Origin of the sequence: Marinomonas shanghaiensis (genome assembly GCF_003259175.1) — a bacterium.
Lineage (GTDB): Bacteria > Pseudomonadota > Gammaproteobacteria > Pseudomonadales > Marinomonadaceae > Marinomonas > Marinomonas shanghaiensis.
Map to the genome: position 1 here is coordinate 31460 of NZ_QGOK01000029.1, position 15893 is coordinate 47352.

The 15893-nt window shown below is 45.0% G+C and carries 14 protein-coding genes; 3 read left to right on the plus strand and 11 right to left on the minus strand.

Translation table 11 applies throughout. The features are described from left to right. The first annotated feature begins 38 nt into the window (after positions 1-38). On the plus strand, positions 39-935 hold the full coding sequence (locus DKT73_RS18640; protein WP_111640026.1) for an EamA family transporter: 897 nt from the start codon (positions 39-41) through the stop codon (positions 933-935). Between the two features lie 16 nt (positions 936-951). Here DKT73_RS18640 and DKT73_RS18645 read toward each other — a convergent pair whose 3' ends face one another. The 10 genes from DKT73_RS18645 to DKT73_RS18690 all read right to left on the minus strand — a co-directional run bounded on the left by DKT73_RS18645 (position 952) and on the right by DKT73_RS18690 (position 11326). Then, a complete protein-coding gene (locus DKT73_RS18645; protein ID WP_111640027.1) occupies positions 952-1782 on the minus strand; it encodes an ion transporter in 831 nt (276 codons plus the stop codon). Positions 1783-1909: 127 nt separating this feature from the next. Next, positions 1910-2185 carry a hypothetical protein gene (locus DKT73_RS18650; protein WP_111608926.1) on the minus strand — a complete coding sequence of 92 codons (276 nt, stop codon included), beginning with the start codon at positions 2183-2185 and terminating at the stop codon, positions 1910-1912. A gap of 87 nt (positions 2186-2272) precedes the next feature. Next, the gene (locus DKT73_RS18655; protein WP_111640028.1) at positions 2273-2839 is read right to left on the minus strand and encodes a mechanosensitive ion channel family protein; all 567 of its coding nucleotides are present in this window, start codon (positions 2837-2839) and stop codon (positions 2273-2275) included. A gap of 21 nt (positions 2840-2860) precedes the next feature. Then, entirely contained in the window at positions 2861-3748 is an 888-nt protein-coding gene (locus DKT73_RS18660) for an AEC family transporter (RefSeq protein ID WP_111640029.1), read from the minus strand. Between the two features lie 69 nt (positions 3749-3817). After that, positions 3818-4804: a substrate-binding domain-containing protein gene (locus tag DKT73_RS18665; RefSeq protein WP_111640030.1), complete on the minus strand. Its 987-nt coding sequence runs from the start codon at positions 4802-4804 to the stop codon at positions 3818-3820. Between the two features lie 127 nt (positions 4805-4931). Beyond that, positions 4932-5726 carry an ATP-binding cassette domain-containing protein gene (locus tag DKT73_RS18670; protein WP_111640031.1) on the minus strand — a complete coding sequence of 265 codons (795 nt, stop codon included), beginning with the start codon at positions 5724-5726 and terminating at the stop codon, positions 4932-4934. Beyond that, entirely contained in the window at positions 5726-6808 is a 1083-nt protein-coding gene (locus DKT73_RS18675) for an ABC transporter permease (protein WP_111640032.1), read from the minus strand. Before DKT73_RS18675 ends, DKT73_RS18670 begins: the two co-directional genes overlap by 1 nt. 93 nt (positions 6809-6901) lie before the next feature. Further along, the gene (locus tag DKT73_RS18680; protein WP_111640033.1) at positions 6902-7924 is read right to left on the minus strand and encodes a sugar ABC transporter substrate-binding protein; all 1023 of its coding nucleotides are present in this window, start codon (positions 7922-7924) and stop codon (positions 6902-6904) included. Between the two features lie 153 nt (positions 7925-8077). Beyond that, entirely contained in the window at positions 8078-10591 is a 2514-nt protein-coding gene (locus DKT73_RS18685; RefSeq protein ID WP_111640034.1) for a PAS-domain containing protein, read from the minus strand. Then, complete coding sequence (locus DKT73_RS18690; protein ID WP_111640035.1) at positions 10592-11326, minus strand: response regulator; 735 nt, start codon at positions 11324-11326, stop codon at positions 10592-10594. Between the two features lie 162 nt (positions 11327-11488). On the opposite strand from DKT73_RS18690, the gene DKT73_RS18695 reads away from it, so the two are divergent. After that, entirely contained in the window at positions 11489-11788 is a 300-nt protein-coding gene (locus tag DKT73_RS18695) for a 2Fe-2S iron-sulfur cluster-binding protein (protein WP_232827930.1), read from the plus strand. Positions 11789-11835: 47 nt separating this feature from the next. Further along, entirely contained in the window at positions 11836-14364 is a 2529-nt protein-coding gene (hrpB, locus tag DKT73_RS18700; RefSeq protein ID WP_111640037.1) for an ATP-dependent helicase HrpB, read from the plus strand. Here hrpB and DKT73_RS18705 read toward each other — a convergent pair. Beyond that, complete coding sequence (locus DKT73_RS18705) at positions 14350-15369, minus strand: phosphotransferase (protein ID WP_111640038.1); 1020 nt, start codon at positions 15367-15369, stop codon at positions 14350-14352. The two genes, hrpB and DKT73_RS18705, sit on opposite strands and share 15 nt — an antisense overlap. Positions 15370-15893: the final 524 nt, after the last annotated feature.

Genomic DNA, 15893 nt, shown 5'->3' on the forward strand with positions numbered 1-15893 from the left:
CTATTTTCGCCTCATTACTGTACGGTTAAGGACTCACCATGATTCGCAAAGATATGTTTTTGGCGCTGATTATCATCGTTGCATGGGGCTTTAACTTTATTGTCATGCGTTGGGGCTTGGATGAATTAACCCCCATGATGTTGGGCGGGTTGCGTTTCCTTGTTATCGGCCTCATTGGGTGTTTCTTTTTCTCTCGGCCGAATACGCCGCTGTTGTGGTGTATTGGTTACGCTTTATCATTGAACTTCGGTCAGTTTGCTTTCTTATTCAGTGCCATGTCGTTTGGCATGCCGGCGGGGCTTGCGTCTTTGGTGTTGCAATCTCAAGCGATCTTTACCCTGTTATTCGCCATTTTATTGTTGAAAGAAACCGTGCGACCTTACCAAGTACTCGCTATCGGCATTGCCATTGGTGGTTTGGCCGTGATTGGATTAGACAATGAAGACACCACCATGACAGCATTAGGGTTTGGGTTAACGTTAGCCGCTGGCTCAAGCTGGGCGTTGGGGAATATTTTCACTAAGATCATCAGTAAAAAAGGCTACGATGCCAACCTAAATCTGATCGTTTGGTCAAGCTTGGTGCCACCTGTGCCCTTCTTTTTGTGTGCTTATTTTATTGATGGCGGAGACGTCATGTGGAGCAATATCGTCAATTTGAACCTAAAAACCCTCGCCACATTAGCTTACCTATCACTCTTTGCGACCTTAGCTGGCTACGGTTTATGGAGCTATTTGCTGTCTCGCTATCCAGCTGCAACGGTCGCGCCGCTCACGTTGGGCGTGCCTGTGGTTGGATTAACCTCAGCGGAAATATTTCTATCTGAAACGGTCAGTAGTATGCAATGGGTAGGTATTTTCATTGTACTGCTGGGGTTGATACTGAACACATTTGGTGGCCGCTGGCTAAAGAAAATCAGCCAGCAGCCCGTTTAGAACAGTAGAAACTTAGCTAATCTTTTTTCTCTTGTTGTGCGTCTATCTTATCGGCAAGGCGCGCAACCTGAGCTTGTAACTCAGAAATTTGCGTTACCAAAGCGTGATGGTTACTCTCTTGATTCTCATGCTCTTCTTCCGCGGTTTCCCGTGTCATCACGTCCAGCACCACACCCACCATCATGTTTAAAAACACAAATGCGGTTAAGAAAATAAAGATAATGTAAAAAATCCAGCTAAATGGATAAACCGCCATCGTCTCGTACATAACGTCCGTCCAATCTTCGAACGTTGCAACACGAAACAATGTCAGCATGGAAATAGCAATGTCACCCCAAAGCGTTTCATTCACATGGTGAAAAAAGATCGACCCCACCGCCGCAAAAATGTAAAAGATGATAAACATCAACAGAGCAATGTAGCCCATTTTGGGAATAGCTTTGAGCAAGGCGTTAATCAAAAAGCGCAGATCTGGAATGATCGATACTAAGCGCAATACTCGAAACACGCGTAACAAACGTGCGACAAGAATCATTTCTGTATCGGAAATAGGCACCAGACTGCCCAACACAATCACGGTATCAAATACGTTCCAAGGATCTTTGAAAAAGCGACGCTTATCGTCACAAGCGATAAAGCGCAAGGAAAGCTCAACCAAAAAGAACACAGTAATGAAGTTATCTAAATAATTGATGGCGGTATCAATGCCATAAGGCAAAGAATAAGTTTTTGCGCCCACTGTTAAGGCCGCCACCACTATGATGCTGATAATAAAACCTTGGAACCATGCGCTGCGTTCAACACGCTTCATCACAGAAAACCAACTTCCAGAACGACTCGTTTCCATGCGTTTCTACACCTAATATGCAAAAGTCTTGACAATAAATACCTGAATCAAAGACAGGCGTCGCCATATTAAGTTCATATCAGCCGGAATAAAAGCAGAAGCGAATAAAGAGCACAAAACACACGTGTTAAGTACGTTTTACTCTTACCACCTTCATGATTTCCACTGGAATTCCCGCCACCATTTCTTGAGTTGGGTAATAGGTTAGGTTAACGCGAGCACCACGCAAGGTACGATATTTGCCTTGGCGCTTAAAGCGAAAAGGCACATCGTAGCCTTCGATCATTAGGGTGTGAAGCACCCAGTCTTCTTGGGGCCGTTGCGCGTGAGATTTCACTTTCAGTGCTTCGGAATGAATCAGTTTATCGTTATTTTTTAACAAAGACTCAGGATCGGATTTCACAAGAGACTTCCTTTCTTAAAGATGAAAGCCTCCTAGTATGACACAAATATCGGTAATCTAGAAAAATTGATTATTTTTCGCTCAAATCTATGGCGCTGAACCTTGCTCTTCCCCTTTGTTTGGCAAGGCATCGTGTGCAACAAATTGGCTCATTGCCAAAGCAGATTCTCTGTTTTCAAAGCGCACGACCGCTTTTTGCAAAATCAAACTATTTGGGTAAGTCACTACGTCACCAGACAAACGATGAATAATCACATGAAAGGACGATATTTCTGTGATTTGCCCCAAAATTTCATCGTCTTTGTCAACGACTTTCACCCAATCCCCCACTCGGTAGGGAAAGCCAAAGAAAATAATCAAGCTAGCGGTAATATTGCTTAAAATAGACCACTGAGCAAACAAGGCAACACCGACCACAGCAAACACAGACGAAAAAAAGATCGCCAGTTGGCCATAACCAATGCCAAGCACCAAACAAACCAGCAACACAAAAATCGCGGTAAAGCCAAGATTTAACATTTTCGACACATAAGTGATGCGAACTTCATTGGCGTATTTTTTCTGGCCCAGCAAGGTGACGCTGGACTTTAAAATCCGAGAAACAATGACATAAGCCACCACTAACAAAGCAATTAAGCCAATTTGTACCATCATGCTTCCTCTCCTAACAGGGGACTATAAAACATAAAACAATACGCAAGGGACAATCCCCACACTCATTAGATTACTAATCAACACAATCGACGCCACTTTATGAGGTTCTTGTTGATAAAGTTCAGCAACCATATAATTCAAAATGGCCGGTGGTAAACAAGCAAATATCAGTAAGTAAGCAAAGTTTTCCGCCGACATACCAACAAGATAATACCAAAGAACGGCGATAATCAGACCGCTCAATGGACATAGAAAACCACTGAGCACCCCTAATTTCCACTCGCTGAAATCCACATTCGTCATTCGAACACCAAGAGCAAACAGCATTAAGGGAATGGCTATTTGCCCCATCATATCCACAGAAACTTTAATAGCAGGTATGACGGTCCATCCTTGTAGACTCCAAATCAAACCCAATATCGTCGCGATGATCATTGGCATTTTCAATACATTGAGAAGGTTGGATTTGGGATTAAGCAAATACATACCGACCGTAAAATGCAGTACGTTTTCCGTGAGAAATAACACCACAGCAATCGGTAAAGCCGACTCGCCAAAGGCTAAAACAATCAGGGGAATACCCAAATTGCCGCTGTTATTAAACATCATCGGAGGCACTAAGGTTTTAGGTGAAATTTTTAACCATCGACACAGAGGCCAAACAAGTAATCCTGACCCTAACACGACCGCCGTCGCCGCAAGAATCAAATCGACATATTGAGCAATATGAAACTCTTTCGACGCCATCACGGAAAAGATCAAGGCAGGACAAAAAACACTAATATTAAGGCGATTCGCCACCGTCATATCGGTGGGCCGAACACGCGCATAAAAAAATGCCACCAGCACGATACTGGCCAAAGGAAAAACCGTATTAAAGATTTGCGAGAATAGCGTTGATGTGTCCATTAATGGCCTCTTTCACGAAGGCCGATAGCTTAACCCTCTTGTGCAAAAAGACCAAGTTTCGATGCCAATTTAAAGGTTAGATGCGTTTTTTTCGACTAACACCGAAGGGATCAAAATAAAGCGCTGAGTAACCTCCTTGCCTTTTAACAAATCCATACCAATTTCAATGGCTTTTTCCGCCATGGGTATAGGGCGCTGGACAGCGGTTGCAATCCACGGATTATCTGCTTGTCTAATAATATCCACAGCAAATGGGGCGCCATCGATAGAGGCTAACAAGAACTCACTGCGATTTGCCTGCTGAGCCGCACGCAAGGCACCAAATGCGGTCGGATCATTGATGGTAAAAACCGCATCAATGTGCGGATACTCTTCCATTAGATAAGTCATGGCTTCCATCCCACCTTCCACACTGCCCGTACCATTCATTCGATCACTGAGCAGCGTAATATTAGGGTATTTGTTCAAAGCCGATTTGCAGCCAGCCACCCTTTCAATGACAGAAGAAACCAACACACCATTGATGATGACAAAATTACCCTGATAACCGATTTTTTCAGCCAGCTTTTCGCAAGCAATAACCCCAGCCTGAACATTGTCTGTGGTAATGGTCGCATCAGCTCCTTGGGCATTAACATCCACGGCGATCACTTTAATGCCTGCTCGCTGAGCCTTTGCCACAACCGCAGCCACTTTGTATTCGTCCGCTGCTGTCAATAAAATCAAATCGACTTTTTGTTCGATAAAATCATTAATCTGGCCGATTTGTCTTTGCCAATCATAAGCATCTGAACGGATGAGCATTTTGACAGGTTCCCCCGCCAACTCCTCGGCTTTCAGCGTCGCAGTATCCACCAACTGAACAAAATAAGGGTTACCTAGATCCGCCACGCTGATACCAATGGATTTAAGCGGCTGAGGTTCAGAAGAACGGGAAGACAAGGGCGAAAATAAAGCAAAGATGATAAGAACAGCCGTTACGCTTGATATAAAACGATGCGTCTGCCAAAACGGTCGTGTTTTAAGACACGATGTGCTTGCTTTTACTAGACTCATTTTACTTCCCCAAGATTAAGACATGCCCATGATGACATACCCGTAACCCAGTACATCAAATAAAGCATAAAAAGCCGCTATTTTGCCTCATCACAGGGAAGAAACAAAATAACGGCTGCCTTTTTTCTTATGCGGCTTCGTTTGACGTTTTCACATCCATCGCACCCGTCATGATGGCAACCGCATCCGACATGCTATGGGATTGAGGCGTCACTATCGCGGCTCGCTTACCCAAACGATGAATATGAATACGATCCGCCACTTCGAATACGTGCGGCATATTGTGACTGATCAAAATAATCGGCAATCCGCGATCGCGCACTTCTTTGATTAAGTTCAATACACGACGCGACTCTTTCACACCAAGTGCTGCCGTTGGCTCATCCATGATCACCACTTTGCTGCCAAATAAGGCGGAACGTGCCACCGCGACACCTTGACGTTGTCCACCAGACAGGGATTCAACCGCTTGACTGATGTTTTGTATTGTCATCAAACCTAACTCTGTCATTTTAGCTTGAGCACGACGTTCCATTTCTTTTTTATCAAGCATACGAAACACAGAGCCCAAAATACCAGGCTTACGCAATTCTCGACCCAGATACAAGTTATCGGCAATGTTTAATGCGGGAGATACCGCTAAGTTTTGATACACGGTTTCAATGCCTAACGCACGAGCCTCCATTGGTGAAGCAAAGTGGACCGGCTTACCATCCAATAAAATCTCGCCTTCGTCTGGAATCAGCGCACCAGATAGCGCTTTAATAAGAGACGATTTACCTGCCCCGTTGTCTCCGATGACGGCTAAGATCTCACCGGGATATAACTCAAAGTCAGCATGATCAATCGCCGTTACGCTACCATAGCGTTTGACCAAGTTCTTGGTTTGCAACACAGGGGTTTTATCGTAATGCGCTGTCATTATGCTGTTCCTCTACGAATCCACTGATCAATGGCCACCGCCGAAATAATCAATATGCCTACGGTAAACTCTTGCCACAACACATCCACGCCAGCAAGCGCCAAACCATTTCGAAATACACCGACGACCAAAGCGCCTATCAAGGTACCGTAAATAGAGCCTCGACCACCAAATAAACTACAACCACCAATAACCACCGCAGTAATACTGTCTAGATTGGTCATGGTACCCGCTTGTGGGCTCACTGAACCGATTCGACCAATCAAGACCCACGCACCGATAGCGCACACCACACCAGCCAACACGTAGACAGACATCAAAATACGATTCGTACGAATACCCGCTAGTTTGGCTGCCTCTGGATCATCCCCCGTGGCATAAACATGACGTCCCCACGCAGTCCAGTTCAAGGCGTACCAAATAAGAAAGAAAATCCCCAACATCAACAGGGATCCGTAAGTCAGCCTCGCCCCAAAGAAATCAATAGTTTGACCCGTCCATTGCAACAAGGGCGCAATATTGCTGATATCCTGCGAACGAATGGTTTCACTTTTTGAGTACCAAAGGTTCAACGCAAAAAACACGTTCCAAGAACCCAAGGTCGCAATAAAAGGAGGGATTTTTAAGCGCGTTATCAATAAACCATTGATGAAACCCGCCAAGGCCCCAACACCGATACCGATCAAAATAGACAAACTTGGATCAATGCCATGATTCACCGCCATCCGTCCCATGACAACGGAGGTCAGTACCATGATGGCGCCAACGGACAGATCAATGCCCGCGGTTAAAATAATCAAGGTCTGCGCCACACCAATCACACCGATAATCGTCACTTGCTGCAATATCAAAGACAAGTTAAATGGGTGCAAGAAACGATCGCCGACAATGACGCTAAAACTAATAACAGCCAACAACAGCACGATCAAAGGTGCCGCAATGGGGTAATGGTGAAGAAACTTTTTAAAACGCTGTATTGGGGTTTCGTTACGCTCAAATTGCGCAACATACGTACTTGCTTGATCCGCGACTTTATCGTGATCAAGCACCGCCGTAGACGGTTTAGTGTCAGTAGAACTCATAGATTACTCCAGACAAGAAAAGGGCCGTTAGCCCAACTGCTCGGCTAACGGCAAATCAGGGCACCTTCTCGCCCATCTATCACAAAAGATTGACTAGCCCCAGCACATACTCAAGCCTGTTTGAGACGTCACAGACTGCACACCTTTTACCGGTTCGTCGGTGATCAGCTGAACACCCGTGTCGAAGAAATCAAGGCCATTAGACGCGGAAGGACGAGAGCCGGATTTCGCAAACTCTACGATCGCTGTGACGCCTTCAGAAGCCATTTGGAGAGGGAATTGCATTGAAGTAGCGCCAATCACGCCATCTTTAATATTACGAACACCTGGACAACCGCCATCTACCGATACAATCAAAACATCTTTTTCAAGACCGAATGATTTCAAGGCTTCATAAGCGCCTGCTGCTGCAGGTTCGTTAATGGTGTAAACCAAATTCACACCCGGATCTTTTTGCAGTAGGTTTTCCATCGCACGACGGCCACCTTCTTCCGATCCTTGTGTAACGTCATTGCCTACAATTCGAGAATCCGTTTCATCGCCCATGCGATTTGGATCTTTAATATCGATACCAAAGCCCTTTAAGAAACCTTGGTCGCGAGCAACGTCTACCGTAATTTGGCTAGTGCTTAGATCAAGCAAGGCGATTTTCGCATCTTTGGCTTTATCACCCATTTTTTCTTTTGCCCACATACCAATCATTTCGCCAGCTTTAAAGTTATCTGTCGCAAAAGTCATGTCTGCTGCACTGGCAGGGCTTAGAGGTGTGTCTAACGCAATCACCAATAAACCGGCATCGCGTGCTTTTTGAATAGTCGGAACGATACCTGCAGTATCACTTGGGGTGATAAGAATGCCTTTGGCACCTGCGGCAATAAGGTTTTCAACTGCTTGAACTTGCGTTTCATTGTCACCGTCATAACGGCCAGCGAAGGTACGTAACTCAACACCCAACTCATCTGCCTTTTGTTGAGCACCTTCTTTCATTTTTACGAAGAAGGGGTTGGTATTGGTTTTAGTGATAAGACCGATAATTGGGGTTTCCGCCATCGCTACTGTAGAAAGAGTGCCAGCAGCAACAAGACAAGCCAATTTTTTATAAGGAATGAATTTCATTGTTTTATAACTCCAGTTTTTTGTTTTTATTATTGGCAGTAATGCCATTAAAACAGATCCAGCCCCGACTCTGTTTCTAATAAAATACTATGAAGATAAAAAACTAATGGATAATTTCATTATTTAATCTTTTTTTGTAATATTTGTAACAATCTAATATTTAATCTGAAATATTCTACTTAACTCCTTGATAGTAAAAGGTTTTGAAATAAATAAATCATCGTCTTTTAATTGATATTTTTGTTTTAATTCGTCTTTTGGCAAACCAGACATCAGTAAGATCGGCCCAGTAAAATTACGCGACTGTAGACGAATATTATGCGCCAATTCCACACCGCTCATCGCGCCTGATAAATTCACATCGGATACAATCGCATCAGGTACCATGGCTTTACTAAGTCCATTCATTACGGCTTCTGCGCATTCAAAACTCTGTACCATAAAGCCCATTTTTTCCAATTGCTCACGCATGACACGACACACCTCTTCATCGTCCTCTACCAACCAAACAAGACTGTGCTCGGGTAATAAAATGACCTCTTGCTGAGGGTCTGTATCAGGCGACACTAGGTCAATAGGGGATAATTGCTGAGGTAAAAAGAGGCAAACTCGCGTCCATTTGCCTTTCTCTGAAGTGACCTTTATCTCACCACCACTTTGTTTCACGAAACCATAAATCATGCTGAGTCCCAAACCACTCCCTTTACCTACAGGCTTAGTGGTAAAAAAAGGCTCGAAGATTCGCCCAATAACATCTTCAGAAATCCCTTCTCCAGAATCTTCAACACGAATACGAATGGCCGGCACATCACTGTCAGGCAGGGTGCAAAGTTTGGTAGAAAACGCCAAACAGCCACCATCAGGCATGGCGCTGGCGCTGTTTAAAGACAGATTTAACAAGGCATTTTCCAACTGCGAAGGGTCAATAAGACTCACCACCCCAGGACATTGCAAATCACTTTCGACGACAATATGCGACCCCACGCTGTACTCCACCAAATCCAACATGCCTTCGATTAAATCATCAATGGCAATGGGCACAGGAAACAGTTGTTGACGACGGCTAAAAGCTAATAGTCGCTGCACAAGATTACTGCTTTTTTCGGATACAACCAGCGCACGCTCTATATATCGTGCTTGATCTGACGTCTGTGGACGAGAGTCAGATAACATTTGCAAATTGCCCATGATCGCCGCAAGAAGATTATTGAAGTCATGCGCCACACCCCCCGTTAACTGCCCCAACATCTCCATTTTTTGCGCTTGGCGTAACTGACTCTCCACGCTCTTGCGTTCGGTTAAATCGGTATATAGGGTAACAAATCCCCCCTCAGGCATAGGCTTAGAGCGAAACTCAATGATCTTGCCAGAGTCAAAATGACGCTCAAAACTTTGAAAACGTAAGTGACGAGAGACGTTTACCTCTTCCATATGGACTTGTTGGTTTTCCAAATTCAGATTTTTATGCTGACCTCGATTGATCAAGGTTTGTACTTCATCAATCGACATACCAACACTTAAATCATCGTCCAACAAATCAAATAACTTCTGATAACCTGAATTCCAAGCCACCAAGGTGCCTTTCGCAGAAAAAACACTTAAACCATCGTTCATATTATCAAAAATGGTTTCAAGCAAACGTTTTTGCTCAGATAACTCCGCTGTCACCTCTAGTCGTCTTAACGCATCACGACGAAACACCTCGAACGTATCCGCTAACGTACCTATTTCATCGTTTCGCCGTATTCCCGTATGTTTGGAATCAACACGACCTAAGGAAAGTTGCTCCATGTCATTGGTAACCACGCCTAAGTCTTTGGTCATACGTTGGCTATACCAATACAGACGCGTCAATCCCAGTAACAAAAATACAGAAATGCCGATAATCCAATTCTGTCCTCTGTCTACAAACGAAGACACGTCTTGTCGCTGACGACTTACTTTCTTTTGCAGCCCACCAACAAAATCACTGACCTGCTTACTGAGCTGTTCCGATTTCGCGCGAATCGAAATCAATAAATAATTTTTGCGTTCTTGAATTTGGTTTAAGCGTCGATGCGCCATTAGAAGGTCATCAGCAATACTCGCTATTTGCTCATTTTGCTCCGATAGTTTTAAGGTGCTCAGTATACTTTCAGGGACAAGGCTCGGTGATTCCAATAGCTGCAGTAACCACACCAATCCCTGCTGACTGTTTACTTGGGCAGAGTTCTCTTCATGAAGTGGCAATTGACGAATGCGAAACTGTTGCGCCAAACTGTCTTCACGCAAATACAACTCTTCGCGCACCAAAGCGACAAGTTCTTCAAGGGTCGTTTGCAGGTCATCCAGTCGTTCATCAATATCACGCTGGAAAACCGAATCCGTCAAACTGTCTGCCACACCTCGCAATTCAAGAATGCGACGATGAATGCGTTCAGATTCGGTCTGTAATTGGAAAGGACGCCCAGAGCCCGCGGTATAAGGAGCAATAGCGGCCAACTGGGCGACGCCTTCTGCCAGCGTTAAAGACGTACTTATTTCCGGTAAAGTTTCCGACTCAAACTCGGATAAAGACGCTTCGCTGACGCGCATGGATTGCCAACCAATACCCACCATAAAGAACGCCACCACGCTGATGGCAAAAATAGACAAAGACGCTTTTTGACGAATACTGGTAAAACGCATTTACTGAATCCGCACAGGACCTTGGAAAAAATATCCAAGTCCACGTTGAGTCTTAATAAATTCGGGCGTTTTTGGGTTCTTCTCTATTTTTCGGCGCAAACGAAGAATCAATACATCCACCGTTCGATCAAACACCTCCGTGTCTAATCCTCGACTTTGCTCTATTAATTGTTCACGAGAAAAAATACGATCCGGGTGACGTGCCAAGACTTCTAGTAACGAAAATTCTCCCAACGTTAAGGTAACCAATTTTCCGTCTGGGTCGTGTAAAAGACGTGCGGTTAAATCCAAAGCCCAATGGCCAAACCTTAAACACTCGTGATCCTCATTGATGGTACTGCCAGATATAGGCGATACTTGATAAGAACGACGCAATAAAGCATGTATTCGCGCGGTGAGTTCTCGCAGATTAAACGGCTTCATCATGTAATCATCCGCCGCTAGCTCTAGCCCCAAAATGCGATCGGTTTCATCACCCTTTCCCGTTAGCATCATAATTGGCATAACAAAGCGCTCACGAATATCACGGGCAAGATTCAAACCATCCTCTTCCCTAAGATATAAATCCATCAACACCAAGTCCACAGGTTCCGCATCCAAATGAAGCCACATCTGACGGCCATTCTCTGCTTCTAATACCCGATAACCTTTTTGTGATAGCGCGTCGCACAGTAACTGACGAATATCGAGATCATCATCCACTACCAGTAAGGTCTTTTTATTTTGCTCTGTCATTGTTGGGGATCCATTTATCCTTGCTAATCAAACTAAAAAAACCGTTATAACCATACTATTAGAGACCTTTTAACAAAGGATTGGCAAGCATAGTTGTCGTATACTGTCTCTCTTCATATCATGGTAAAGTTATTACTAAATGAACAAAAGAGAAAGCTTCCTGTGCTGCAGAAGAAACACATACTACTCGCTTTTTTAGCCCCCCCAAAACGCATTGCTACGAACCAAAATGAAACCGTATTGGCCACTTTGGTTGCCGCAGGCGTTCCGATCAAACAGGCATGCACCAACGGAGTGTGCGGTGTTTGTCTAACGCCATTACTGTCCGGCGAAATAGATTACGCCACTCGACATCCTTATGGGTTAAACGAAAAAGAAAAGCAAAATGGCTATTTCCTGCCCTGTATTGCCACTTGTAAAACCGATATCGCCATCGACAGGCCTAAAGTCAGACTGCGTTAATCATCTAAAAACGCTATCATGGGCACAGCGAATTAATGAGTCCTATTATGTCTAGCGAACTGCCCATTTACCAACTGATTCCTCAATTAAAACACCAACTCGAATATCATCACGAAGCGATTCTAGAAGCCGCTCCCGGTGCAGGTAAAACCACGGTGGTGCCAATTGCTCTAATGGATGAGGCTTGGCTTAAAGGGCGTAAAATTATCATGCTAGAACCAAGGCGTTTAGCGGCGAAAGCCGCGGCCAAACGACTTGCTGGCACCTTACAAGAACCTCTTGGCCAGCGCATTGGCTATCGTATCCGCCACGAAAGTAAAGAAAGCACACAGACACAAGTCTTGGTAGTCACCGAAGGTGTATTAACCCGCATGCTGCATGACGACCCGAGTTTGGAAGACATTGCCTTGGTTATTTTCGACGAATTCCACGAACGCAATTTGCATTCGGATTTGGCCTTTGCCTTATGTTTACAAGCAAGAGAACTGTATCGCGACGAAGACCCGCTTAAGCTCTTGGTGATGTCCGCCACACTGGACACAGAGACACTTGAAGCACGGCTTGGTTGCCCAACACTGACCAGCCAAGGACGAAGCTTTCCAATCACTACCCACTACAGCAATAAAACCCTTAAAAGCTTTCAAGTCACCGATGAAGTGGTTCGCCTCGCTTGCCAAGCTTTTCATGAAGAAACAGGCAGTCTATTGGTATTCTTGCCTGGTCAAAAAGAAATTCATCAGGCCGCTAGCCAATTACAACAGCGTTTAGGTCATGAGCCACATTTACGCATTTTGCCCTTATATGGCGAGCTCAGTTTAAAAGAACAAGAAGCGGTCATTGAGCCTACGACAGCCCCCCTGCGTAAGATTGTACTTGCTACCGCCATAGCTCAAACCAGCTTAACCATTGAAGGGATTCGAGTGGTGATAGACAGCGGTTTAAGCCGAGAAGCGAGATTTGATGCCAACACAGCGACCACACGATTACATACGCGTCGCGCAACACAAGCGGAAACCATTCAACGCATGGGACGAGCTGGACGTACCGAAACGGGTGTTTGTTACCGTTGGTGGAGCGAAGCACAACAACATCAGCTTGCTCCGCAGGCCCAGCCGCAAATAGAAATCAGCGACCTCAGTAGCTTGGTGATGGATTTAGCCAAATGGGGGGTGCAAGATCGCTTAGAATTAGCTTGGGTGACGCCGCCTTCAAACAGTCATTGGCAACAGGCGATCGATTTACTGACCAACCTACAAGCACTAGAGCAAAATAAAACATCACAACCGTCTTTAGTATTGAGCCAACTCGGTGAACAAATGAGTCAGCTTGGCATCGAACCTAGATTGGCTCGATTGCTGTTGGATGGTAAGCAAAACAATCAAGGCGATTTAGCCTGTGCCATCTGCACGATTCTGTCGGAAGGCGATCCGCTTTCAAATCATCACAGCGATTTGTCGGATAGACTCAGTTGGTTAACCGGTCATCATCAGGCACAGAGCAAACGTCCAAAGCAGCACTATTTAAACGCTCAGCTACAATGGCAAAAACGCAGTCAGCAGATCAGCCCGCTACCTGCATCTACCCGTAATTCATACAATATGGCCTTTTTATTAGTTCGAGCCTTTGCTGATCGTATTGCTCAACGAGTTGGTCAAGACCACGACAAAGCGCGCTACAAGTTGTCTAATGGACGAATGGCGAGCCTATCACCACTCGATCCTTGTGCGCAAAGTGAATGGCTTGTCGCACTGGACATCGGTGGGCATCATGGGCAAGAAGAGGATCGTATTTTCCTCGCTCATCCCATTACGCTTTCCATGTTGACTCAGGATTTTACGGATTTACTCATCACGAAGAAGCATCTTGCTTGGTCAAAAAAAGACGCGCGATTAATAAGCGAGTCACAGCGCTGGATCGGCAAACTTTGTCTCGACAAACAAACGCTAACGCAGCCCTCACAAGCAGACATCAGCCAAGCCGCTTGTCACTATATTCGTCAAGAAGGTCTCTCTGTTCTACCTTGGAACGACACCAGTCAGCAACTACGAGCGCGCCTGCAATTCGCGTTCAATTATGATAAACAGCATCACTGGCCAGATTGCTCTGATAACGCTCTACTCAAAAATGTAGAGGAATGGCTCGGTCCGTATCTTGGCAAAGTGACGAATCAACAAGCTATGAATAAGTTGGTATTAAACGATATTTTGTTAAGTCGATTAGATTGGAACCAACAGCAATTGCTTAATCAAAAAGTCCCCGCTCGTATCATAGTGCCGTCAGGGTCGAGCCATGCCATTGATTACTGCGAGCAGCAGCCAACCCTTAGAGTCAAACTGCAAGAAATGTTTGGCTATACAAGCAGCCCAACCGTACTGAATCAAATCATCCGTATCGAACTGCTTTCACCAGGGCAAAGACCACTTGCAGTGACACAGGATTTGGCTTTCTTTTGGCGCGAGGCGTACCCAGAAGTACGTAAAGAAATGCGGGGAAGATACCCAAAGCATCCTTGGCCAGAAGATCCTTTGAACGCTCAAGCCACGGCGAAAACGAATCGAGCATTAAGATCGTCTTAGTGACGAAAGCCTTCCTAACTGTGTCAGCGCTTGTTCAGTAAGGCGCTGACTAAAGGGCGTATTCTTAGGGTGTGTCGGTGACCAGCCCATGATAAAACGATGAAAATCCGCCCAAGCGATAGAGAATAAATCTTGCCACTCTTCAATGACATCTTGTGCAAAAGACTGTGACTCTCCTTGCGCCATTAACACTCGTCCCAGTTCTGAGAAATAATACTCCAATAGGTAATCTATATTGTCAGCCAGTTCAGACTCAGACAAAGCACTCCCCAAAAGATACGCTAAATCCTGCACTCCTACACCGCCGCCAACATATTGAAAATCCACGGCAGCCACCTGAGTATCGAGCGGCGAAAAGCAAAAATTCGCCACCTTTGCATCCCCATGAACGATGGTTTTAAAGCAAGCCTGATCAAGACAAATCGCTAAAGCCGCAGCAGACGATTTTAAATCGCCGTCATTCATCGCAGACCATTCTTCTTGACGTGTATCAAGGTGCCAATACGTCCCTTTTTGCCAGAGGCCTGTGGGCCAATCTGCAGAAGGTGTTGAATGAATAAAACCTGCATGAAATGCCGCCAACCAATCAATACAAGCAAGTAAATGATCACGATTTTGAGTATTATATCGACTTGAGTAACCCGCTAGATCAAGGTCTTCTAATATAGTTAAACGCTGGCCAGTATGCTCATCATAAAAATCACCGTAACACCGCGCAATCCGAGCCAATTCATGGCAACGAGATGCCCAATGTCGATACCAATTTTGTTCCACTTCATAAGAACGTACTTTGCGTAAATGAGCATGATTCGACTGCCATCCCCTAGGGTGAGCAACGTCTAGTGGCGCTGAACAATGCTTCACAACAACGGCTGCCAATTCAGCACTTCCTACTAATGAATAACGCACTAACTCACCGTAGCCACTCCACAGAGATTGAATCACCGCTTCACGCTTCACCATATGCGCTTTGCATTGGCGTTTAATAAATACTTCTGGGGTCATAAATTTTTTCGTATGAGTTATTGAGACAAAATTAAACCAATTTGAACGAATAACACAGAATTTAAAAAGAGGTATTACAGAATGAGGAAAGGACTTTAGAAAAGGAATTTTCCGCTGCATCCTTGCAGCAATAGCCTACCTTGGAAGGAGACAGAGCCTTCATCCTGAAGGCTTTAGGCAAATCCCTTGCCCTCTGTCTGTTAATAACCTTATCGTCGTAAGCCGTCACATGCAAGTATAAATCGAAAAAAATCCATTTTTTATAAAAAATCTGCTTATGAGCCAAACGGTAGACCCGCCTCCTGGCCGTCAAAAGAGCTTTCCTTGGACCTACCGGACCTGAACTAAGATGTAGGTCGGCCTTCAAAGCATTCAGCCTTTGCAACCCCTTTGACGCGCTAAAGCACGACAAAAACCAATCATGTGTAGGTCGGCCTTCAGGCCGTCAAAAAGCAATTCGGCCTTTGCAAACCCTCTGACGCGCTAAAGCACGACAAAAACCAATCACGTGTAGGCCAGCCTTC